Raw genomic sequence first — 21,277 nt, forward strand, 5'->3', positions numbered from 1 at the left:
GACGCTTGATGTTGAGAATTGTTTTACTTTTCATTTCAATACGTGACAATTCGCTATTATGCCATTTTTTCCGCCGTTTCGCGTCAGATATTGGCTAAATCAGTTGTTCACGCCATAATCATTATTTTTAAGGCTAAAAGGGTCTCAATACCATGGAGATACGCGTTTTTCGCCAGGAAGATTTCGAAGAGGTGATCACCCTCTGGGAGCGCTGCGATTTGCTGCGGCCGTGGAATGACCCGGAAATGGATATCGAGCGGAAGGTGAATCATGACGTCAGCCTGTTTCTCGTCGCGGAAGTGAACGGGGAAGTCGTGGGGACGGTGATGGGCGGTTACGACGGCCATCGCGGGTCGGCCTATTATCTCGGCGTGCATCCGGAATTTCGCGGTCGCGGCATCGCCAATGCGCTGCTTAACCGACTCGAGAAGAAACTCATTGCGCGCGGTTGCCCGAAGATTCAGATCATGGTGCGTGAAGATAACGATGTCGTGCTGGGGATGTATGAGCGACTCGGCTATGAGCATTCCGACGTGCTGTGTCTGGGAAAACGCTTGATCGAAGATGAAGAATACTGATTCCCCTGCCGCGTATCGGGACAGGGGATAATTGATTAACGTGCAACGCGGCTGGCGATTTGCGCGATATCATCTTCACTGAAAGAGATATTACAATCCTTGCCTGTATCCTGGAGGATTTTCTGGGCGATCATTTCAGTCACTGGCGCGATGATATTAAAATGATCGGCTTGAGGTATTTTGTGGATTTCGATGGGTATGTTGTCTTTCCTGGCTAGCTTCGCAATGTTATCGAACGCAGACCAGTAGCTCTCCTCTCCTTCAAAATACCATGTGGGCTTCTTAATCGAGGTAATAAACGTTGCTGGCGAACGTAAACGGTATTCTTGATCCGTTTGTTCAAACGGCACGGGCACCATCATTTTTCCTCCTTCTACCCGGGCCTTCAAATCAGGGATTGCACCAAGGCTGAAGTAGGCGCGAAATTTGTTACCATATTCGCTGGAGAGTAAAACGCGGGTGCCGCCAGTACTGTGTCCCGCCAGATAGATGCGCTCCGGATCGACCCATGACTGCTTTGCTAACCAATCATAAGCTGCTTCGATATCATCAAGCTCACCGTAGAACATCTCATAACTGCCGGGATTATGGTCTTCGCCGCGAAAGCTGGGCACCATCTCAACTAGCCCAGCTTTGCGAAATGCGCTGCCGCTCTGGTCGTTATTTCTTTCCTGCGGTTCCCAGAAATAATCACTGTCGCTCAGTCCGCCATAGCCGCCGTGTACCCAGATAACCGCCGGGTGCTGCTTTCCATCTTTCGGATCGGGCGTGACATAAGCCGACATGTTTCCCGATTTTGTCGGGTAGTGTGTCAGCACATAAGCGTCTGCCGGGGCTGTCAGCAGGTCGCCTGAATCCGTAAAACTGCTTTGTATAATATGGGTAGTAAAATTGCTGCGTGCATCGCGAAGTGACTGGCGACTGACGGTGATCTGATGGCCGGTATCCGGGATCTCAATAACGTCATCGGCCTGGTTACAGGAAATGGTTGAAAATAATATTCCTGTAAGCAGACCATAGCGGAAAAAAAGCATGTACAACTCCCTGTCATAGAAAAATATCAGGATAATATAGATTAACTCTGTCAGAGAAAGACAGACTGTAACCGGACAAAGAGCATCCGAATTAGTTAAGATGCATAACGCTATTTTATTGCCAGGGATACGAATGTATTTTCCTTCAGATTATGATCGTAATGGGGTACTGAAGTTACCCTTTTTATTCTGGTTTGTGCTGCTGCTCCAGGCGCGAACCTGGGTGCTGTTTGTGATCGCGGGTTCCTCTCGCGAGCAGGGCACCACGCTGCTAAATCTGTTTTATCCCGATCACGACAACTTTTGGCTGGGACTGCTGCCCGGCATTCCGGCGGTGCTGGCGTTTTTGCTGAGCGGGCGACGTTACTCCTTTGTGCGTCTGTGGCATGCGTTGCGACCGCTGCTGATCGCGGCTCAGGTGGCGCTACTCTGCTGGCAGCCCGTGCTGTGGTTAAATGGCTCCCCTGTCAATGGCGTAGGTCTGGCGCTGGTGGTGGCGGATATCGTGGCGCTTTTGTGGCTATTGACCAACCGACGGCTGCGCGCCTGTTTTGCTCTGGAAAAAGAATAACGGAACTTTTTGCTGAAGCCGGACTCCAGGTAACGTTGAATATTAATGAAAGGAAGTGAGATGAAATCGCTGCGTATCTTGTTATGTGCCATGCCGCTGGCGCTGACCGGCTGTTCGACGCTGTCGTCGGTAAACTGGTCTGCCGCTAATCCGTGGAACTGGTTTGGTTCATCGACAGAAGTGACCGAGCAGGGCGTTGGTGCACTCACGGCGTCGACGCCGCTGGATGAGCAGGCTATTGCCGATGCGCTGGACGGCGACTATCGCCTGCGTAGCGGCATGAAAACCGAGAACGGCAATGTGGTGCGCTTTTTCGAAGCCATAAACGGTGACAAGGTGGCGATGGTCATCCACGGCGAGCAGGGTCACATCAGCCGCATTGATGTCCTGGATAGCGAAATTCCTTCCGAGGCCGGTGTTGAGGTTGGCGCACCGTTTAGCGACCTCTACAGCAAAGCGTTTGGCCATTGTCAGCCTGCCGCCGGTGACGATCCTGGTACCGTGGAATGCAAAGCCGAAGGCAGCCAACATATTAGCTATCTCTTTACCGGTGAATGGAAGGGACCGGAAGGATTAATGCCGCCGGACGATACGCTGAAAGTGTGGAAAGTGAGCAAAATTATCTGGCGTCGTTAATTTGCGTCTGAACAAACCCTCGAGCGTAAAAAGAGGGTAAAATAACGCCCATCAATGCCACGATTGCGTGGCATTCTCATTTTTCAGGAGGAATGATGTCTCAGGTTCAGAGTGGCATTTTGCCAGAACATTGCCGTGCGGCGATTTGGATTGAAGCGAATGTGAAAGGCGACGTTGACGCCCTGCGTGGGGCCAGCAAAGCGTTCGCCGATAAACTGGCGACCTTCGAAGCGAAATTCCCTGACGCTCATCTGGGCGCGGTTGTGGCGTTCGGCAACAAAACCTGGCGCGCCCTGAGCGGCGGGGTCGGGGCTGAAGAGCTGAAAGACTTCATCCCTTATGGTAAAGGTCTGGCTCCGGCCACGCAGTACGACGTGTTGATCCACATTCTTTCTCTTCGTCACGATGTCAACTTCTCTGTCGCCCAGGCGGCCATGGAAGCCTTTGGCGACTGCATTGAGGTACAAGAAGAGATCCATGGTTTCCGCTGGGTGGAAGAGCGTGACCTCAGCGGCTTTGTCGACGGCACAGAAAACCCGGCAGGTGAAGAAACGCGCCGCGACGTGGCGGTTATCAAAGACGGTGTGGATGCTGGCGGCAGCTACGTTTTTGTTCAGCGCTGGGAACACAATCTGAAGCAGCTCAATCGTATGAGCATTCACGATCAGGAGATGATGATCGGGCGTACCAAAGAAGCCAACGAAGAGATCGATGGCGACTCCCGTCCGGCCACATCGCACCTGAGCCGTGTGGATCTGAAAGAAGACGGTAAAGGGTTGAAAATTGTTCGCCAGAGCTTGCCATACGGGACGGCCAGCGGCACTCACGGTCTCTATTTCTGTGCTTACTGTGCGCGTTTGCACAATATCGAACAACAATTGCTGAGCATGTTTGGCGACACCGACGGCAAGCGTGACGCCATGCTGCGCTTCACCAAGCCGGTGACCGGCGGATATTACTTTGCGCCGTCGCTGGATCGTTTGCTGGCGCTGTAATGTTTGCCGGATGGCGGCTTTGCCTTATCCGGCCTACAAATACTACAAGTACAACGTCTGTTCCTGGCGCGCCGCGTAGGCCTGATAAGCGTAGCGCCATCAGGCGCGAATGCGTTGTTGTGCCGGATGATGGCTTCGCCTTATCCGGCACAACAGTGAAAAATACCAATCCCCGCCTTGGCGGGGATTATTTTTACCTAAGATTTACCTTAATTAGTGAGCTGTTACTCAGCACTTATCTGTTTTTACTGTATTTTCAGTGTTAATGGAGTGTGAGACTCCATTTTCACAAGGAGAGCATTGAAATGGGTAAACTCACGGGCAAAACAGCATTGATTACGGGCGCATCACAGGGCATTGGCGAAGGCATCGCCAAAGTATTTGCACGTCATGGCGCGAACTTAATCTTGCTGGATATCTCCGATGAGATTGAAAAGCTGGCCGATGAACTGGGTGGCCGCGGGCATCGCTGTACCGCAGTGATTGCGGATGTGACCAATCCCGCGTCTGTAGCAGCGGCGCTGAAGAAAGCGAAAGCGGTGGAAGGCCGCATCGACATTCTGGTCAACAATGCGGGCGTTTGCCGTCTGGGAAGCTTCCTCGACATGAGTGACGAAGACCGCGACTTCCACATTGATGTGAACATCAAAGGCGTCTGGAACGTGACCAAAGCCGTTCTGCCGGAGATGATCAAGCGTAAGGACGGGCGCATCGTGATGATGTCATCGGTTACCGGTGATATGGTGGCCGATCCGGGGGAAACCGCCTATGCGTTATCGAAAGCGGCAATCGTGGGACTGACCAAATCGTTGGCGGTTGAGTATGCCCAGGCGGGGATTCGCGTGAATGCGATTTGCCCGGGCTACGTGCGTACTCCGATGGCGGAAAGCATTGCGCAGCAGTCAAATCCCGCCGATCCGGAATCGGTACTGAGCGAAATGGCGAAGGCTATTCCGCTACGCCGACTGGCCTGTCCGCTGGAAGTGGGTGAACTGGCGGCCTTTCTCGCGTCCGATGAATCCAGCTATCTCACGGGCACGCAAAACGTGATTGATGGCGGCAGTACGCTGCCGGAGACCGTCAGCATCGGGGTCTGACGACCGCATAGCCCCTTCTGACACTCAGGAGGGGTTTTCTCTTATTCCCTTTTCAACTTTCAAATCAGCAAACGGTATATAAAACCGTTACTCCTTTCACACTCGTTATAAATATTATGGCTATTAGAAAGTCATCAAATTTATAAGGGTGCGCAATGGCCGTTAACTTACTGAAAAAAAGATATCTGACGCTGATGGCGTCGCTGTTACTGGTCGGTCAGGCGCAGGCGACGGAGCTATTGAACAGCTCGTATGACGTCTCCCGAGAACTGTTTGCCGCCCTCAACCCGCCGTTTGAACAGCAGTGGGCGAAAGATAACGGTGGCGATAAGCTGACCATTAAGCAGTCGCACGCGGGCTCCTCAAAGCAGGCGCTGGCGATTTTGCAGGGGCTGAAAGCCGACGTCGTGACCTACAACCAGGTGACTGACGTGCAGATCCTGCATGACAAAGGCAAGCTGATCCCGGCCGACTGGCAAAGTCGTCTGCCGAACAACAGTTCACCGTTCTACTCCACGATGGGATTCCTGGTACGTAAAGGCAACCCGAAGAACATCCATGACTGGAACGACCTTGTCCGCACTGACGTGAAACTGATCTTCCCGAATCCGAAAACGTCTGGTAACGCGCGTTACACATATCTGGCAGCATGGGGTGCAGCTGATAAAGCGGACGGCGGCGATAAAGCCAAAACCGAACAGTTCATGACGCAGTTCCTGAAAAACGTCGAAGTGTTTGATACCGGCGGTCGCGGCGCCACCACCACGTTTGCCGAACGCGGACTGGGCGATGTACTGATAAGCTTCGAGTCTGAAGTGAACAACATTCGCAAACAGTATGAAGCGCAGGGTTTTGAAGTCGTTATCCCGAAAACCAATATTCTGGCCGAGTTCCCGGTCGCCTGGGTGGATAAAAACGTCCAGGCTAACGGCACCGAGAAAGCGGCGAAAGCCTACCTGAACTGGCTATACAGCCCGCAGGCGCAAACCATCATCACGGACTACTACTATCGCGTGAACAACCCGGAAGTGATGGACAAGCTGAAAGACAAATTCCCGCAGACTGAACTGTTCCGCGTGGAAGATAAATTTGGCTCCTGGCCTGAGGTGATGAAAACCCATTTCACCAGCGGTGGTGAACTGGACAAACTGTTGGCGGCGGGGCGTAAGTAATGTTTGCAGTCTCCTCCCGACGCGTGCTGCCCGGCTTTACCTTAAGTCTGGGCACCAGTCTGCTGTTTGTTTGCCTGATTTTGCTGCTGCCGCTCAGTGCGCTGGTGATGCAACTGGCGCAGATGAGCTGGGCGCAATACTGGGAGGTGATCACCAATCCGCAGGTGGTCGCCGCCTATAAGGTGACGCTGCTGTCGGCGTTTGTGGCGTCGATTTTTAACGGCGTGTTTGGCCTGCTGATGGCGTGGATCTTAACCCGTTATCGTTTCCCGGGGCGGACGCTGCTGGATGCGCTGATGGATCTACCGTTTGCCCTGCCAACGGCAGTCGCAGGTCTGACGCTGGCCTCGTTGTTTTCCGTTAACGGTTTCTACGGCGAATGGCTGGCGAAGTTTGATATCAAGGTGACGTACACCTGGCTCGGCATCGCGGTGGCGATGGCGTTCACCAGTATTCCGTTCGTGGTGCGTACCGTGCAACCGGTGCTGGAAGAGTTAGGCCCGGAATACGAAGAAGCGGCGGAAACGCTGGGGGCCACGCGGCTGCAAAGCTTTCGCAAAGTGATACTGCCGGAACTGTCTCCGGCGCTGGTGGCGGGTATCGCGCTGTCGTTTACCCGCAGCCTCGGCGAGTTCGGCGCGGTGATTTTTATCGCCGGCAACATCGCCTGGAAAACGGAAGTCACCTCGCTGATGATTTTTGTCCGTTTGCAGGAGTTTGATTATCCTGCCGCCAGCGCCATTGCTTCAGTGATCCTCGCAGCATCGTTGCTGCTGCTGTTTTCGATTAACACCCTGCAAAGTCGCTTTGGCCGACGTGTGGTAGGTCACTAATGGCGGAAGTTACTCAATTGAAGCGTTATGACGCCCCCCGCATTAACTGGGGAAAATGGTTTCTGATTGGCACTGGCATGCTGGTGTCGGCATTCATCCTGCTGGTGCCGATGATCTACATCTTCGTCCAGGCGTTCAGCAAAGGGTTGCTGCCCGTGCTACAGAATCTGGCCGATCCGGATATGCTACATGCCATCTGGCTGACGGTGATGATCGCCCTGATTGCGGTGCCGGTGAACCTGGTGTTTGGCATTCTGCTGGCCTGGCTGGTGACCCGTTTTAACTTTCCAGGACGCCAGTTATTGCTGACGCTGCTGGATATTCCCTTCGCCGTCTCGCCGGTGGTAGCGGGGCTGGTATATCTGCTGTTCTACGGCTCCAATGGTCCGCTGGGCGGCTGGCTGGACGAGCATAACCTGCAAATAATGTTCTCCTGGCCGGGGATGGTGCTGGTCACTATCTTCGTCACCTGTCCATTTGTGGTACGTGAGCTGGTGCCGGTGATGCTCAGCCAGGGCAGCCAGGAGGATGAAGCGGCGATTTTACTGGGCGCATCCGGCTGGCAGATGTTCCGTCGCGTGACGTTACCGAACATCCGCTGGGCGCTGCTGTATGGCGTGGTGCTGACCAACGCCCGTGCGATTGGCGAGTTTGGCGCGGTGTCGGTAGTGTCCGGCTCGATTCGCGGCGAAACCCTGTCGCTGCCGTTACAGATTGAATTACTGGAGCAGGACTACAACACCGTCGGCTCTTTTACCGCCGCCGCGCTGCTAACGCTGATGGCGATTGTTACCCTGTTTTTGAAGAGCATGTTGCAATGGCGCCTGGAAAATCAGGAAAAACGCGCGCAACAGGAGGAAAATCATGAGCATTGAGATTGCCAATATTAAGAAGTCTTTTGGTCGCACCCAGGTGCTGAACGATATCTCACTGGATATTCCTTCAGGTCAGATGGTTGCCTTGCTGGGGCCGTCCGGTTCCGGTAAAACCACGTTGCTGCGTATTATTGCCGGGCTGGAGCATCAGTCCAGCGGCCATATTCGCTTTCACGGTACCGACGTCAGCCGCCTGCATGCCCGCGAACGTAAAGTCGGTTTTGTGTTCCAGCACTATGCGCTGTTCCGCCATATGACCGTATTCGACAATATCGCCTTTGGCCTGAACGTCCTGCCGCGTCGTGAACGCCCCAATGCGGCAGCGATCAAAGCGAAAGTGATGAAACTGCTGGAGATGGTGCAACTGGCACACCTGGCGGATCGCTTCCCGGCACAGCTTTCAGGGGGGCAAAAACAGCGTGTCGCTCTGGCCCGTGCCTTAGCCGTTGAACCACAAATTCTGCTGCTGGATGAACCGTTCGGCGCCCTTGATGCGCAGGTGCGTAAAGAGCTGCGTCGCTGGTTGCGTCAACTGCATGAAGAGCTGAAATTCACCAGCGTTTTTGTGACACACGACCAGGAGGAGGCCACCGAAGTGGCAGACCGCGTGGTGGTGATGAGCCAGGGCAATATTGAACAGGCCGATGCGCCGGATCAGGTCTGGCGTGAACCGGCGACCCGCTTTGTGCTGGAATTTATGGGCGAAGTTAATCGTCTGCAGGGCACGATTCGCGGCGGACAGTTCCATGTTGGCGCGCACCGCTGGCCGTTGGGCTATACGCCTGCGTATCAGGGGCCGGTGGATCTGTTCCTGCGTCCGTGGGAAGTCGACATTAGCCGCCGTACCAGTCTGGATTCGCCGTTGCCGGTACAGGTTATCGAAGCCAGCCCGAAGGGGCACTACACCCAGTTAATCGTGCAGCCGCTCGGGTGGTATCACGAACCGCTAACGGTGGTCATGCAGGGGGATGATGCCCCGGTGCGCGGCGAACGTCTGTTTGTCGGCCTGCAAAACGCGCGGTTGTATAACGGTGAGCAGCGTATTGAAGGTATTGTGCAGTTTGAACGTGAACTGTTTGAACAATCAGCTTAATCATTTCGATCTTCTCTTTTAAAGGCTCACCCGGTGGGCCTTTTTTATTTTATAGCCTCTTCTCCCTCACGAATTATTAAGAAAACTGACGATAATGTCACAGAGAGTTACGCATCAGTGCCATTTTTGCGTAATGACTTGGCATCGCTATTACTGTCTAATAAAACGATATCGCAAGGATATCATGTCTGTTAAATGTAAGGATATAAGCTGCGTCTCTTGGGGGAGTAATGGTTGATATCAAACAGTGTGAAGATTTTTTCCCCTCAGATGCTCATGCGTTTTGTGTTTTTATGCTAAACAACCAGTCAATGGCTGATTTGCACGGACATGAGTTTGATGAGCTGGTGATTGTGCGTGGCGGTAGTGGTTTTCATATTGTTAACGATCATGCTGAGATGATCCGTCGCGGTGATTTCTTTTTGGTGACAGCGAATGACGTCCATTATTATGAGTCAACCAGTGAACTTTGTCTTATTAATATTTTAATTCATCGGGGGCGTAATTTTAAATACATTAAAAATATCGATGATATGATTGATGCACTCAGTATTAGCACTCATCCTTTTAATGATAATTATCAGCCCCTGGTCGATGAAGTGTTGGATTCGGTAGTGATGCTGGCAGAAAGCATCAGCCAGCGCCGGGATGACGCTTTTGATGCGCTCTACTTTTCTGGTACGGAATCTTCATTTTTGAAAATATTAACCATTCTGTGCCAGTGTGTGATGGAATACAAAGGAATACCTATTGAAAGCAAAGGGAAATTTTATCTTCTGGATCAGGTCAGGCAAAAGTATGCGCAGGAGATCAACTGGAAAAGCGTCTGCGAAGAGAGCGGTATTGCCTTACGCACGCTGTACCGTTTTTTTCATGAAATGACCGGGCAAACCCCCGAGAAATTTCAACAGGTGTACCGTCTGTTAAAAGCACAAGAGTTATTGAGAACCACTGATATTCCTGTGAGTCGGATTGCGACATCGTGCGGGTTTTCTAATCCTACGCGTTTAACCGAGGCTTATCGCCGCTATTTTCGGCGCACGCCTTCGCGGGAACGACAGATGAGTTTATCTGTTCAGTCTGATTCATAATGATTTAACTGATTTTTGCCAGTAATGACTTAAAGGCGTTCAGACTTTGAGTTGGCTGACTTTTGTCTGGGGTAACGAGAGTGATATTCAGCATTTTTCATTCAGGAGTCTGTTTATTCGTTAATTAACATAAATGGAGTAACTATAATGCCTGAGATAAAAAAGCAGAATCCCTGGTATATTGGTGTGGTATCAGGGATGGCCTCATATATTGATTCTGCAGCCATTGTCTCTAATGGTACTGCGCTGGTTATTTATCAAAAATCGCTGGGAACGACATCCGCTGAAATTGGCACGCTTTCTGGTGTATTGACATTGTGTATAGCACTGGGCGCTTTTTTTGGTGGTCGCCTTGGAGATTATTACGGACGACGTACCGTTTTTATTATCACCATGGCAATGGTTCTGACGGGTTCTTTATTATTAGCCTTTGGTCCGAGCTTCACGTTACTACTGGTCGGCACTATTTTTGTCGGGCTGGCAACCGGGGCCGATCTGCCCGTCTCTCTGGCCACTATCTCAGAGGCGGCTTCAGATAAGAATCGGGGCAAAATTATCGGTCTGTCGAATTTACTCTGGTTTGCCGGTATTTGCTCGACCATGGCGCTTTCTGCCCTGATCGGTGGTTGGGGGAAGCCTGGCGCGCAAATTCTTTATATGCATGTTGGCGTTGTCGCCGCGCTTCTGCTGATCTTGCGGTGGTCTTTGCCGGAGTCGCCCATGTGGTTGATCGCGCGTAAAGAGCGACTAAGCGGAAAAGCGACGGTGCGGGCGCAAAAGAATTCTTATGCGGATTTGCTTCGCGGAAAGTACCTGTGGCCCTTTGTAGCACTCTGCCTGTTCTATATGTTCACCAATCTTGCGGCTAATACCGGCGGCCAATTTGGGGCTTACGTGGCGGTGAATGTGGTGGGAATCACAGTTGAAAAGAACGCACTGTGGAATTTACTGCTGATGCCCGTGGGGATGGTATCTGGGCTGCTGTTTATGAAGATGGTGGACACTGAAAAAAGGATGCGGGTGTTCATTATCGGCGCCTGCTTTTTTGCCGGGGGCTTCTTTATGCCGGTATTGCTGCAATTTTCGCCGGTGTCGTGGTTCTGCTGTCTGCTGTTCACCGCGATTGGCAGCGGGATGGCGTTTGAAGGGATTATGAAGGTCTGGTCGCAGGAATCTTTCCCGACCATGCTGCGCGCCACGGCGCAGGGCGCGATTGTCGGCCTTGCGCGGCTGACCTGCGGCGTGCTGGCCTTTGTCACGCCGGTGCTGCTCGATGCAGGCCCGATTGTTCTCTACACCATCCTTTCCGCCGTTGTGGCTTCAGGCATGTTAATTGGCTGGTTTTGTTTTCATGGCAAATCACGCAATGAGTTTTTGAGTGAGTCAGAGACGATTCAGGAAGCCACCTCACAAACTATGCCGGTCCCCGTGCGTACCTCTGTCCCCCATTAATGTTATCCGCAAGGAGAATTGAATCATGCTGTCAGTCAGTCAACTTACTTTGAATGGAGAAACGGCGTTAACCGGCGTGGATAGGCTGCCGCTTATCGGCTGGAAGATGCAGAGTACGCAACGCAACGTTTTGCAGCGTTCATGGCACTTGCAGTGCAGTACCCGGACTGATTTTTCAACGCTGGCTTTTGATAGCGGTGTTGTGAATAGCGAGACGTCGAATAATATCGAATTGAACGAATTCACGCTTCGGCCTTCTACGCGCTATTTTCTGCGGGTGCGTATTACCGCCAACAACGGCGAACGCAGCGAGTGGAGTCCGATGGCACAGTTCGTCACGGGGCTACTGGATTTACCCTGGAAAGGGACCTTTATCTCAGCGGAAACGCTGCAGGACAAGGCGAACTCAAAAGCCACACTGCTGCGAAAAGTCTTTTCAGTGACGGCTGAAAAGAAGGTGGCTAGCGCTTATGTGCATGCCACGGCATTAGGCATTTATCAGCTCTTTCTGAATGGGCAGCGAGTGGGAACGGATGAACTCACGCCGGGCTGGACCAGCTATCGGTACCACCTTTTGTACCAGACGTACGATATTACGGGGTTGTTGAACAGCGGGGAGAACGTAGTTGGTGCAGAGCTTGGGGCGGGCTGGTTCAAAGGGGATATGGGGTTCAGTCGCCACCGCAACTACTACGGGGAGCAGACGGCGTTATTGTGCCAACTGATGATTGAGTATGAAGACGGGTCTCAGCAGAGCGTGGTCAGCGACCTGTCATGGTGCGGCAGCGATTCTGCACGCCAGTTTGCCGAAATCTACGATGGTGAACGCTATGATGCCTCTCTGAATCGACAGGGCTGGCAGCAGCCGGACTTCAATGATTCGGCCTGGCGCAACGTTTCTGTGATTCCCTGGGAGAAAAACGCTCTGGTTGCCCAGGGTGCGGGCACCATCAAACAGATCGAACGTCTTCCTGTTGCTGCACTGATTGTGACGCCCCAGGGCGACAATGTGCTGGATTTCGGCCAGAACATGAGCGGTTGGGTGGAATTCCGTGTGAGGGGCAAGCCCGGTGACAACGTGGTGTTGCGTCATTTTGAGACGCTCGACGCCTGCGGCAATGTCTATCTCGACAATTTACGCAGCGCGAAGCAGCTTGTGGAATATACATTGAGCGGTGAGGGGGAAGAAGTCTGGCATCCTCGTTTTAGCTGGCAGGGATTCCGTTATGTGAAGGTTGAGGCGTACCCGGGCGAGCTCAACCCGAACAATTTTACCGCCATTGTCATTCATTCTGCGATGCAGGCAACCGGGCAGTTTGCCTGCTCAAATCCGGACCTGAATCAGCTTCACCACAATATTCTTTGGGGGTTGAAAAGCAATTTCGTCGATGTACCGACCGATTGTCCGCAGCGCGATGAACGTCTGGGCTGGACGGGCGACGCGCAAATCTTCTGTCGTACGGCCAGCTATCTGATGCAAACCCGCACCTTTTTTGCCAAATGGCTGACGGATCTGAAGTATGACCAGACGCCAGAAGGCGGGGTGCCGCATGTGATCCCGGATATTCTGACCGGGCATTGCAGTCAGGATAAATTCCTCGCAGAAGGTGGAACGCACTCAGCGACAGGCTGGGCGGATGCCGCCGTGATCAATCCGTGGACGATGTATCTGATGTATGGCGACAAGCGCATCCTGCAAAATCAGTATGCCAGCATGAAAGGTTGGGTCGATTTTATGCAGGCCCATGCTGACAATGATATCTGGCGCTATAAGCTACAGTTTGGTGACTGGGTGGCGCTGGATGCGCAGGAAGGCAGCTACTTCGGCGCCACGCCGGAAGACCTGCTGTGTACAGCCTGGTATGCCTTGTCGACGTCATTGTTTGCTAAGACGGCAGAGGTGTTGGGCCACGAAGACGATCATCGATATTACAGCGCACTACAGGCCAGAATTGTGAAACGCTTCCATGCGCGTTTCTTCACGCCAGAAGGCAATCTGACGGCGCAGACGCAAACGGCGCACATTGTCGCGCTTTGTTTCGATCTGACGCCCGTAACCCTTCGTCAGCGCGTGGCGGACAGGTTAGTCGCGTTGCTCAATGAGCACGACGGGCATCTGGTGACAGGTTTTCTGGGTACACCGTATTTCTGCCATGCGCTAAGTCAGAATGGTCGGGCAAAAGAAGCCTGGGCGCTGTTGCTGAAAGACGACTTCCCGTCCTGGTTGTATCAGGTGAAAGCCGGGGCGACGACGGTGTGGGAACATTGGGATGGCATCAAGCCAGACGGTTCCATGTGGAGTGCGGACATGAACTCATTTAATCATTACGCCTACGGCGCAGTGGGCGAATGGTTGTATCGAACTGTCGCAGGGATTGAGGCTGATGAATCAGCGCCTGGCTTTAAGCATGTGATGATTTCGCCTCTGCCCGGTGGCCAACTGAGCTGGGTTCAGGCAACCTATGAATCAATTTACGGTGAGATTGCCGTAAAATGGCAGGCTATCAATGGCAAGGTTGCCATGACTTTCCGCATTCCGGCGAATACCACTGCAACGGTGAAATTGCAGGCGGTAAAAGAGATCGAAAATTCAGACGGACTGGCATTTCGTCGCTCAGACGCGGGCTGGTCTGCGACGGCAGGTTCTGGTGAGTACCGTATCGACTATTTACCCGATGATTCAGTAGACCTGACTTTCACAGACTGATAGCTTTATTGCATCCTGATGTTGCCGGGTGACGCTCCGCTTACCCGGCATTTTTATTGGAATGCAGAAGTGACGACATTAGAAAACACCATTGGCAATACTCCTTTAGTCAAGCTCCAGCGCCTGACGCCGGACAACGGCAGTGAAATCTGGGTCAAACTGGAAGGTAATAACCCGGCAGGATCGGTGAAAGATCGCGCCGCGTTATCGATGATTGTTGAAGCGGAAAAACGCGGCGAGATTAAACCTGGCGACGTGTTAATTGAGGCCACCAGCGGGAACACCGGCATTGCGCTGGCCATGATTGCCGCGTTGAAGGGCTATCGCATGAAGCTGCTGATGCCGGACAACATGAGTCAGGAGCGTCGTGCGGCGATGCGCGCCTACGGTGCTGAGCTGGTTCTGGTCACCAAAGAGCAGGGGATGGAAGGAGCGCGTGATTTAGCGCTGGAAATGGCCCAGCGCGGCGAAGGTAAGCTGCTGGACCAGTTCAACAACCCTGATAACCCGTACGCGCACTACACCACCACAGGGCCGGAAATCTGGCAGCAAACGTCCGGACGCCTCACCCATTTTGTCTCCAGTATGGGGACTACCGGCACCATCACCGGGGTTTCCCGCTTTCTGCGCGAGCAGGCCAGCGCGGTCACCATTGTGGGGCTGCAACCGGAAGAGGGCAGCAGTATTCCGGGGATTCGCCGCTGGCCAGCGGAATACATGCCGGGCATTTTTAACGCTCAGCTTGTCGACCAGGTCGTGGATATTCACCAGCGGGAAGCGGAGAACACCATGCGTGAACTGGCCGTGCGTGAAGGGATCTTCTGTGGCGTCAGTTCAGGCGGTGCAGTCGCTGGCGCGATACGCATTGCGAAAGTGAATCCAGGCGCGGTGGTGGTGGCGATTATTTGCGATCGCGGCGATCGTTATCTCTCTACCGGTGTGTTTGGCGAAGAGCACTTCAGCCAGGGCGCAGGGATTTAATCATCTGCCTGGCCCGGCCCTGGCCGGGCTATGTGGACTAACTCTGGCGTTTTTTCACCAGCAGATCCAGGAACTGCCAGAGCTTTTCATTCATCTCCCGGTAATCCCATTCGCGCATTTCCGCATTCGAGCGAATAAAACGCTTCCCTTTGGCTTCTGCCAGCTCCTGTTCAGAGTGCTGGATCAGCCCTTCCACCGCCTCGGCGGTAAATTCCATGTGGCACTGGAAGCCATAGACGAAATTGCCGTACTGCACTATCTGCCGTGGACACCCAACGCTTGCGGCAAGTACCGTTGCTTGATCGGTAAGCCCTGGCATGTCGTTGTGCCAGTGACCGACGGTGAGCGGAGATCCGAAGTGGGCAAGCAGCGGATGCTGCTTGCCTGCTTCGCTCAGGGTGATGGGATAGTGACCAATCTCTTTCTCCGGGCTCTGGCAGACTCTGGCTCCCAGCGCCTCACCAATCAGCTGTGAGCCCAGGCAGATCCCGACCACAATACGACCCGCCGAGATGGCCTGGTTAATCAGATGCTGTTCGGCCAGAGAATCAAAGTAAGGGCACTCTGCGAGCGTGGTGCGGGGTGATTGTGGGCCGCCAAAAACGACCAGCATATCAAAGCCATCGGCGTTAGCCGGAACGGGTTCGCTGTCGTAGACGCGAGTCCAGGTGATGCTGTAGCCACGCGCTTCGGCCCACGGCAAATAAGCACCGGCCGATTCAAACGATTCGTGAATGATAAAATGGACGTGCACGGTGCTCTCCTGTTATTGGCCCAGCGCCTGATGAATGTGGGCGGCCAGGCGGTTGATGTCGTTGTCGTTGAGTGTGGAAAGGGTAATGCGCAGACCCTGTGCGGGCGTGTTGACGCCGAAGGCTTCGCCTTCACGCACCAGCCAGCCGAATTTCGCCAGCGCGAATGCGGTGTTCTGACTGGCTTCGGCGAGCGGTAGCCACAGGTTCAGGCCATCGCCGGGGAAAAAGTGGCTGATGCCTTTCGCGTGCAGCGCCTCAGCCAGTTTACGCTGTTGATCGGCATAAAACTGGCGGGTTTCCGTGAGGGTTTGCTGCCAGATGGGGTCTGCCAGACAGGCGTAAACCAGATCCTGCAAAATGTGGCTAACCCACTGACTGCCGGCGTTAAGGCGCAGGCGTAGCTTTGCCGAAGTAGCGGGATCGCTGGCGACAATGGCAAGACGCAGGTCCGGGCCCAGCGCTTTCGACATTGAGCGAACGACCGACCAGTGGAGCGTTTCTGCTGCAATCACCGGATGCCATGCGGAGGCTGAAAGTAGGGCAAAGTGGTCGTCAATAATCACCAGCACCTGCGGATATTGCGCAAGAATAGCCTGTAACGCGTCAGCGCGTGCGGCGCTTAAGCTGCATCCCGTCGGGTTGTGCGCCCGTGGCGTCACGATCACCGCGCGTGCACCTTTGCTCAGCGCCTGTTCGAGTCCTTCGGGGAGCATCCCTTCGCTATCGACGCTCACCGGGCTGGCGCTGAATCCGGCGTATCGCAGCATGTTGATGCTGCTTAAAAAACAAGGGTCCTCAACGACCACGCTATCGCCCGGCAGCAGATGGGCGCTCAGCAGGCGTTCAATGGCATCAATTGCGCCGCTGGTGATATCAATTTCGCCCGCAGTGGGAACGGCATTCTGCATCCACCGTGTCGCCCAGCGCGTTAGCTCCGGTGTTACCGGCGCGTCGCCGTACAGGCGGTGGCCGTGATGGAGAGTCGCAAAGTAGCGACTCAGGTCGGGTAGACGAGTCGGATCCGGATTCCCGCTGGAGAGGTCGTGCAGTGGTGTATGGAGGTCGCCGCCCTCCCACGCGATGGGCGTAGCGGCGCTTTTTATGACGGTACCGTTGCGGCCACGACTTTGCGCCAGTCCGGAAGTGACCAGGCGTTTGTAGGCCGCCGCGACGGTATTGCGATTGACGTTGAGCTGCGCGGCCAGTTCCCGCACCGGCGGCAGTGTTTCACCCGCAGACAACACGCCGCTGGTGACGTGCTGACGTATACTGTCAAAGATTTCGCTGGCGGTTTTTCCGTCGATCATTATTGACCTATGACAAAATGAATTTTAGCATATGACGATAATAGTGAGGCACCAGCCCGCTGTCCAGTGAGAGGAGAAGTCTATGGGGCAGGAGAGTGATATTCAATCAGTGCTCTTCGACGATAAGCATCGGGCGTTACAGACCGATATTGTCGCCGTTCAGTCACAGGTGGTGTATGGCAGCGTCGGCAACAGCATCGCTGTTCCTGCCATCAAAGCAAAGGGTTTGCGGGTGACGGCGGTGCCTACCGTCCTGTTCAGTAATACTCCGCACTATGACACGTTCTATGGGGGCGTGATTCCGGCTGACTGGTTCAGTGGCTATTTGCAGGCGCTCAATGAGCGTGATGCGCTGCGCGAGTTAAAGGCGGTGACGACCGGTTACATGGGTAGCGCGGAGCAAATTGCGCGACTGGCGCAGTGGCTGAAAACCGTGCGTGAATCGCATCCAGACGTCGCGGTTCTGGTCGATCCGGTGATTGGCGATATTGACAGCGGGATGTATGTGAAAGCCGAGATTCCGGATGCTTATCGCCGCCATCTGCTGCCGTTGGCGCAGGGGCTGACGCCGAATGTTTTTGAGCTGGAGATGCTCAGCGGCATGCCGTGCCGCACGCTGGAGGAGGCTGTCGTCGCGGCGAGATCGCTGCTGACCGACACGCTGAAGTGGATTGTGATCACCAGCGCGCCAGGACAGGACAGCGACACCATTACTGTGGCGGTGGTGACGGCGCAAACGCAGGATGTGATTGAACATCCGCGTGTAGAAACCGATCTGAAAGGGACCGGCGATCTGTTTTGTGCCGAGTTGATTAGCGGCATTGTGCTGGGAAAATCACTGACGCAGGCAACGCGACAGGCTGCGGAACGCGTGCTGGAGGTGATGACCTGGACGCAGCAATGCGGTTGTGACGAACTGATACTGCCTCCGGCAGGGGAGGCGCGATGAAGAGCTATCGGCTGGTGGTGCGCCAGCAGGGACGCATAGTAGGGCATTTTGAAACCAGCGGGCTGAATGCGCTGGAGGATGTTTGCGTGGCGCGCGCGATGTTTGGCATTACGGGCGGCTATCAGTGCGAACTGCTGGTTTCTGATTCAGAAAAGCGGATGCTGGAGAGCGGGCCGGAAGGGATGAAAATCCTGATGCGGGAAAAGTGTTATCGTCCGGTGACCTCGCCATTGTGACCGCAGCACCGATGCCGGATGGCGGCGCAAACGCCTTATCCGGCCTACAGGTCTAACTCCGTGGTGAAAAATCGCGTAGGCCTGATAAGCGCAGCACCGATGCCGGATGGCGGCGCAAACGCCTTATCCGGCCTACAGGTCTAACGCCGTGGTGAAAAGTTGCGTAGGCCTGATAAGCGCAGCGCCGATGCCGGATGGTGGCGCAAACGCCTTATCCGGCCTGGCGGTCCAACCCCGTGGTGAAAAGTCGCGTAGGCCTGATAAGCGCAGCACCGATGCCGGATGGCGGCGCAAACGCCTTATCCGGCCTACAGGTCTAACGCCGTGGTGAAAAGTCGCGTAGGCGCTGATAAGCGCAGCACCGATGCCGGATGGCGGCGCAAACGCCTTATCCGGCCTGGCGGTCCAACTCCGTGGTGAAAATCTCGTCGGCCTGATAAGCGCAGCACCGATACCGGATGGCGGCGCAAACGCCTTATCCGGCCTACAGGTCTAACTCCGTGGTGAAAAGTCGCGTAGGCCTGATAAGCGCAGCGCCATCAGGCAGGCCGGAAGCATCGTTGGTGGATGACGTGTATAAAAAAAATGGCGCCAGAAGGCGCCATTTTTTCCTGCGGCAAGAATTATTTCTTGATGCGGATAACCGGGGTTTCACCCACAGTCACGCTACCGGACAGTTTGATCAGTTCTTTGATTTCGTCCATGTTGGAGATAACAACCGGAGTCAGGGTAGACTTGGCTTTTTCTTCCAGCAGCGGCAGATCGAATTCAATAACCGGGTCACCCACTTTCACACGCTGGCCTTCTTCGGCGATGCGCTTAAAGCCTTCGCCTTTCAGCTCAACGGTGTCGATACCGAAGTGAACAAACAGTTCGATACCGCTATCGGATTCGATAGAGAACGCATGGTTGGTCTCAAAGATTTTGCCGATGGTACCGTCAACCGGTGCAACCATCTTGTTACCGGTTGGTTTGATAGCGATGCCATCACCCACGATTTTTTCAGCAAAAACGACATCCGGTACGTCTTCGATGTTGACGATCTCGCCAGAGAGCGGTGCAACAATCTCAATAGTTCCGGTGTCTTTCTTATCATCAGAAACCAGAGACTTCAGTTTATCGAACAAACCCATGATCTTCTCCTAAGCAGTAAATTGGGCCGCATCTCGTGGATTAGCAGATTGTTTTTTCTTCAATGAACTTGTTAACCAGCGTCATTAACTCGTCCGTTGTCGGTTGAGCAAGAGCCTGCTCTGCTAACACCTTCGCATCTTCGAAGTTCGTGTTACGGATAATCTTCTTAATGCGCGGGATAGAAATGGCGCTCATAGAGAATTCGTCCAGACCCATCCCCAGCAACAGAAGTGTAGCACGTTCGTCGCCTGCAAGCTCACCGCACATGCCAGTCCATTTACCTTCAGCATGAGAAGCATCAATAACTTGCTTGATAAGCGTCAGGACAGATGGTGACATTGGCTGGTAGAGATGTGAAATCATATCATTACCACGGTCAACTGCCAGGGTGTACTGCGTTAAATCATTGGTGCCGATACTAAAGAAATCAACTTCTTTGGCTAAATGACGAGCAATCGTTGCCGCAGCCGGTGTTTCCACCATCACGCCAATCTCAATGGTTTCGTCAAATGCTTTACCTTCGTCGCGCAGTTCCTGTTTGTAGATTTCGATCTCTTTGCGCAGTGCGCGAACTTCTTCAACAGAGATGATCATCGGGAACATAATGCGCAGTTTACCGAAAGCAGACGCGCGCAGGATAGCGCGAACCTGATCGCGCAGGATCTCTTTACGATCCATCGCGATACGCACGGCACGCCAGCCCAGGAACGGGTTCTCTTCTTTCGGGAAATTCATGTACGGCAGTTCTTTGTCGCCGCCGATGTCCATGGTACGCACGATCACGGCCTGGGAGCCACAGGCTTCAGCCACGGCTTTGTACGCCGCAAACTGTTCTTCTTCAGTCGGCAGCGCGTCGCGGTCCATAAACAGAAATTCAGTACGATACAGACCAACGCCTTCCGCACCATTGCGCTCTGCGCCTTCGACGTCACGCACGGTACCGATGTTGGCGCACACTTCAACCTGATGGCCATCCAGCGTGATTGCCGGCAGGTCTTTCAGTTTAGCCAGTTCCGCTTTTTCAGTGGCAACCTGCTCCTGAACGGCGCGCAGTTTTTCAATTTCTTCGTTGGTCGGGTTGACGTAAACCAGGTTGTTTACGGCATCCAGAATCAGATAGTCGTCGTTTTTCACCTGAGAGGTGACGCTACCGGTACCCACGATAGCCGGCAGTTCCAGAGAACGCGCCATGATAGAGGTGTGGGAGGTCCGGCCACCCGCGTCGGTAATGAAACCCAGCACCTTCTGCAGGTTCAGCTGTGCGGTTTCGGACGGGGTCAGATCAGCGGCAACCAAGATCACTTCGTCCTTGATTGCGCTCAGGTCGATAATTGCCAGCCCCAGGATGTTGCGCAGCAGGCGCTTACCGATATCACGTACGTCAGCCGCACGTTCTTTCAGGTATTCATCATCCAGTTCTTCCAGGGCAGTGGCCTGACCTTCGATAATTTCATGCGCAGCTGCGTCAGCCGTCATGTGTTTATCTTTAATCAGGGCTATGATTTCCTGCTCCAGCTCCTCATCTTCGAGCAGCATAATGTGCCCCTCGAAAATGGCTTCTTTTTCTTCACCGAACGTTTCACCAGCTTTCGTTTTGATCGCTTCTAACTGTGCAGATGCCTTGGCACGACCGCTCAGAAAACGTTCAACTTCCTGATCAACCTTGTCGGCAGAAATTTTTTTCCGGTCAATGACGATTTCGTCTTCTTTCAGCAAAAGTGCTTTGCCGAAAGCGATACCCGGGGATGCTAAAATGCCTGAAATCATAACCCTACCTTACT

Annotated in this window: 20 protein-coding genes and 1 pseudogene; 16 read left to right on the forward strand and 5 right to left on the reverse strand. The window is 53.8% G+C overall.

Annotated features, from left to right (window positions below):
• Window positions 1–18: 18 nt before the first annotated feature.
• Window positions 19–129, forward strand: a pseudogene (locus tag GBC03_11790) (acetyltransferase GCN5).
• A 23-nt stretch (window positions 130–152) separates the two neighbouring features.
• Window positions 153–578, forward strand: a complete 426-nt coding sequence (locus tag GBC03_11795; protein ID QFS70843.1) for a GNAT family acetyltransferase — start codon at window positions 153–155, stop codon at window positions 576–578.
• 35 nt (window positions 579–613) lie between these two features.
• Here the strand turns inward: GBC03_11795 and GBC03_11800 are convergent, their stop codons facing one another.
• Window positions 614–1,612, reverse strand: a complete 999-nt coding sequence (locus GBC03_11800) for a prolyl oligopeptidase family serine peptidase (GenBank protein ID QFS70844.1) — start codon at window positions 1,610–1,612, stop codon at window positions 614–616.
• A 133-nt stretch (window positions 1,613–1,745) separates the two neighbouring features.
• Between GBC03_11800 and GBC03_11805 the strand changes: the two genes are divergently transcribed.
• The 12 genes from GBC03_11805 to cysM all read left to right on the forward strand — a co-directional run bounded on the left by GBC03_11805 (window position 1,746) and on the right by cysM (window position 15,115).
• Window positions 1,746–2,183, forward strand: coding sequence for a DUF2919 family protein (locus tag GBC03_11805; GenBank protein QFS70845.1), 438 nt, complete (start codon window positions 1,746–1,748; stop codon window positions 2,181–2,183).
• 60 nt (window positions 2,184–2,243) lie between these two features.
• Window positions 2,244–2,819, forward strand: coding sequence for an RpoE-regulated lipoprotein (locus tag GBC03_11810; GenBank protein QFS70846.1), 576 nt, complete (start codon window positions 2,244–2,246; stop codon window positions 2,817–2,819).
• A 95-nt stretch (window positions 2,820–2,914) separates the two neighbouring features.
• A complete protein-coding gene (yfeX, locus tag GBC03_11815; protein ID QFS73981.1) occupies window positions 2,915–3,814 on the forward strand; it encodes a porphyrinogen peroxidase in 900 nt (299 codons plus the stop codon).
• 305 nt (window positions 3,815–4,119) lie between these two features.
• Window positions 4,120–4,911 (forward strand): SDR family oxidoreductase UcpA, encoded by a 792-nt coding sequence (gene ucpA / locus GBC03_11820; protein ID QFS70847.1) that lies wholly within the window; start codon window positions 4,120–4,122, stop codon window positions 4,909–4,911.
• Window positions 4,912–5,066: 155 nt separating this feature from the next.
• Window positions 5,067–6,083, forward strand: coding sequence for a sulfate ABC transporter substrate-binding protein (locus GBC03_11825; GenBank protein ID QFS70848.1), 1,017 nt, complete (start codon window positions 5,067–5,069; stop codon window positions 6,081–6,083).
• Window positions 6,083–6,916, forward strand: a complete 834-nt coding sequence (cysT, locus tag GBC03_11830) for a sulfate/thiosulfate ABC transporter permease CysT (GenBank protein QFS70849.1) — start codon at window positions 6,083–6,085, stop codon at window positions 6,914–6,916. Before GBC03_11825 ends, cysT begins: the two co-directional genes overlap by 1 nt.
• The gene (gene cysW, locus GBC03_11835; protein ID QFS70850.1) at window positions 6,916–7,791 is read left to right on the forward strand and encodes a sulfate/thiosulfate ABC transporter permease CysW; all 876 of its coding nucleotides are present in this window, start codon (window positions 6,916–6,918) and stop codon (window positions 7,789–7,791) included. Before cysT ends, cysW begins: the two co-directional genes overlap by 1 nt.
• Complete coding sequence (gene cysA, locus GBC03_11840) at window positions 7,781–8,884, forward strand: sulfate/thiosulfate ABC transporter ATP-binding protein CysA (GenBank protein QFS70851.1); 1,104 nt, start codon at window positions 7,781–7,783, stop codon at window positions 8,882–8,884. Before cysW ends, cysA begins: the two co-directional genes overlap by 11 nt.
• Window positions 8,885–9,114: 230 nt before the next feature.
• Window positions 9,115–9,975 (forward strand): helix-turn-helix domain-containing protein, encoded by an 861-nt coding sequence (locus GBC03_11845; GenBank protein ID QFS70852.1) that lies wholly within the window; start codon window positions 9,115–9,117, stop codon window positions 9,973–9,975.
• 147 nt (window positions 9,976–10,122) lie between these two features.
• A complete protein-coding gene (locus GBC03_11850; protein QFS70853.1) occupies window positions 10,123–11,427 on the forward strand; it encodes an MFS transporter in 1,305 nt (434 codons plus the stop codon).
• Between the two features lie 25 nt (window positions 11,428–11,452).
• Entirely contained in the window at window positions 11,453–14,134 is a 2,682-nt protein-coding gene (locus tag GBC03_11855; protein QFS70854.1) for a Bacterial alpha-L-rhamnosidase, read from the forward strand.
• 69 nt (window positions 14,135–14,203) lie between these two features.
• A complete protein-coding gene (gene cysM / locus GBC03_11860; protein QFS70855.1) occupies window positions 14,204–15,115 on the forward strand; it encodes a cysteine synthase CysM in 912 nt (303 codons plus the stop codon).
• Window positions 15,116–15,152: 37 nt separating this feature from the next.
• Here the strand turns inward: cysM and GBC03_11865 are convergent, their stop codons facing one another.
• Both GBC03_11865 and ptsJ read right to left on the reverse strand, forming a co-directional pair.
• Window positions 15,153–15,869 carry a glutamine amidotransferase gene (locus GBC03_11865; GenBank protein ID QFS70856.1) on the reverse strand — a complete coding sequence of 239 codons (717 nt, stop codon included), beginning with the start codon at window positions 15,867–15,869 and terminating at the stop codon, window positions 15,153–15,155.
• Between the two features lie 12 nt (window positions 15,870–15,881).
• Complete coding sequence (gene ptsJ / locus GBC03_11870; protein QFS70857.1) at window positions 15,882–17,177, reverse strand: transcriptional regulator PtsJ; 1,296 nt, start codon at window positions 17,175–17,177, stop codon at window positions 15,882–15,884.
• 82 nt (window positions 17,178–17,259) lie between these two features.
• Between ptsJ and pdxK the strand changes: the two genes are divergently transcribed.
• Entirely contained in the window at window positions 17,260–18,126 is an 867-nt protein-coding gene (gene pdxK, locus GBC03_11875) for a pyridoxine/pyridoxal/pyridoxamine kinase (protein ID QFS70858.1), read from the forward strand.
• Window positions 18,123–18,362: a cytoplasmic protein gene (locus GBC03_11880; protein ID QFS70859.1), complete on the forward strand. Its 240-nt coding sequence runs from the start codon at window positions 18,123–18,125 to the stop codon at window positions 18,360–18,362. The genes pdxK and GBC03_11880 overlap by 4 nt, the downstream gene beginning before the upstream one ends.
• A 623-nt stretch (window positions 18,363–18,985) precedes the next feature.
• Here GBC03_11880 and GBC03_11885 read toward each other — a convergent pair.
• Entirely contained in the window at window positions 18,986–19,495 is a 510-nt protein-coding gene (locus GBC03_11885) for a PTS glucose transporter subunit IIA (GenBank protein QFS70860.1), read from the reverse strand.
• A 40-nt stretch (window positions 19,496–19,535) separates the two neighbouring features.
• A complete protein-coding gene (gene ptsI / locus GBC03_11890) occupies window positions 19,536–21,263 on the reverse strand; it encodes a phosphoenolpyruvate-protein phosphotransferase PtsI (protein QFS70861.1) in 1,728 nt (575 codons plus the stop codon).
• Between the last annotated feature and the right edge of the window lie 14 nt (window positions 21,264–21,277).

The organism is Citrobacter telavivensis (assembly GCA_009363175.1).
Classification (GTDB): Bacteria; Pseudomonadota; Gammaproteobacteria; order Enterobacterales; family Enterobacteriaceae; genus Citrobacter_A; species Citrobacter_A telavivensis.